Consider the following 1,569-nt stretch of genomic DNA (forward strand, 5'->3'; position numbering starts at 1 on the left):
TTGCCGCAGGCTGGCCAAGGACTTCGAAAACATGTCACGCAACGCACTCGCCTTCCTCAAATTGGCATCCATTCGCCTCATGCTGAGAAGGCTCTGTTCAAACTGAATAACTTTCCGGACCGACTCTAATGCCCCAAACATGTTTGCCCCATTATTGCCTTCAGCAAATTGCTAAGCGTTTGTAAAAGGCACGGCAAGAGCAATCACAACGTGTCTCTTATGTTTCATTCTCAATGCTAGAGTATTTTTTACCGCGCCTAGATTGCGAGCATGCTGCCGACAACTCGGCCAAGACAGGAAACCGTACGCCATTCCCCTCCAGATCTAGAGACGTTCACAAACGATCGTTTGTCTCTGCCCTCGGCGATTGAACAGCGCCGTATTGATACCCCGCCGCCCGGAACGCGATCGTGAGAACCGATCGTCAGCGGCATGAAAAAGCCCGGTGCTTGAGGAGATGCACCGGGCTTCGATTCTGACTGACAACTGGGAGGAGGAGGGTTGCCAGTCGTTGCCCGAAGCTGCTGGGAGGAGGAGGGCAGCTCCGACAATCCGAATGTATGCTGCATTGCAGCATTCTTCAAGAAGCCGAGCAACGAAATTATTCCCTTCAGGCGCTATTCGCTGGCGTCACCCTGCCCGGAAGGAAGCGCAGCGGCCAAGGCCGTCACGAGGCCGACCACCTTCCTGCGCATGGTGTGCGAGCTGATCCGCGCGAAGGCCACGTTGAGGTCCCGGCCCTCATTGGTCTCGATGAAGCTGACCAGCTTCGGCGCGGCGGCCGCCACGGCTTGGCCAGGGTCGACCGTCGAGCCCGGGAAGAAATAGGCAGGGGGGATGCCGAAGGCCTCCGCGATCATGGCCAAACGGCTTGAGCTGACCCGGTTGGTGCCTTTCTCATATTTCTGGATCTGCTGGAAGGTGACGCCGAGCCGGTCGGCCAGGGTGTTCTGGCTCATACCGACCAGCCGGCGCTGCGCCTTGATCTTGCCGCCGACTTCGACGTCGATCGGATCGGGGATCTTCGCCATTCAATTTCCCCCGATCGTATCGATGATGTCGTAGTTCCTAACGATGGAGCCAACGCCGTCGTTGAGCAGCGCGAGGAACGCATCCCTCGTGACCGGCACGGTCTCGATCCGCTCCAGCCGCATCGACGGGCAGTCGTGCCCCGGCTCGTTGGCAACTGCGTCTCGCAACTCTTCGATCGCTGCGCGAGCGGCGTCGGCGTTGCCAAAAAACGCGTCACCAACGCCGTCGTCGCGCCAGCGCGCTTCCAGCGGCTCGACCGCGGACGAGTAGGTGTAGAATGTAAAGGAGGGCTCTGCTGACACTCGGTTTCCTCCAAGAGCTTGCGGTACGCCCCCGCTCTGCTCTTTGACCCCTGGTGATCGGGGAGTTGGAAAACCGTGTACACACGATCCCCACGGCCTTTAGTTCGGAGAACCTGTTGCATACGCCGCAGGCTCCTACGTTTTAGTCGCGCTACCGCCTTACCCGGCAAAAGCCCCTATCATCTCCGGCGCAAGTCATCCAATCGGGGAAAAGATATGAGCAATTCATTTGACT

General features: G+C 58.4%; 2 protein-coding genes and 1 pseudogene. 1 reads left to right on the plus strand and 2 read right to left on the minus strand.

Features of this window, described 5'->3' with window-relative positions; genetic code table 11:
* Positions 1-106: pseudogene (locus SPHINGO391_RS00805) on the plus strand (IS5/IS1182 family transposase); the annotation flags it as partial.
* A 511-nt stretch (positions 107-617) separates the two neighbouring features.
* On the opposite strand, the gene SPHINGO391_RS00810 reads toward SPHINGO391_RS00805, so the two are convergent.
* Positions 618-1,031, minus strand: coding sequence for a helix-turn-helix transcriptional regulator (locus tag SPHINGO391_RS00810; protein ID WP_152007164.1), 414 nt, complete (start codon positions 1,029-1,031; stop codon positions 618-620).
* On the minus strand, positions 1,032-1,334 hold the full coding sequence (locus SPHINGO391_RS00815; protein ID WP_152007165.1) for a hypothetical protein: 303 nt from the start codon (positions 1,332-1,334) through the stop codon (positions 1,032-1,034). It lies immediately after the preceding gene.
* Positions 1,335-1,569 lie beyond the last annotated feature (235 nt).

The organism is Hoeflea sp. EC-HK425 (assembly GCF_902498795.1).
Taxonomy (GTDB): domain Bacteria; phylum Pseudomonadota; class Alphaproteobacteria; order Rhizobiales; family Rhizobiaceae; genus Hoeflea; species Hoeflea alexandrii.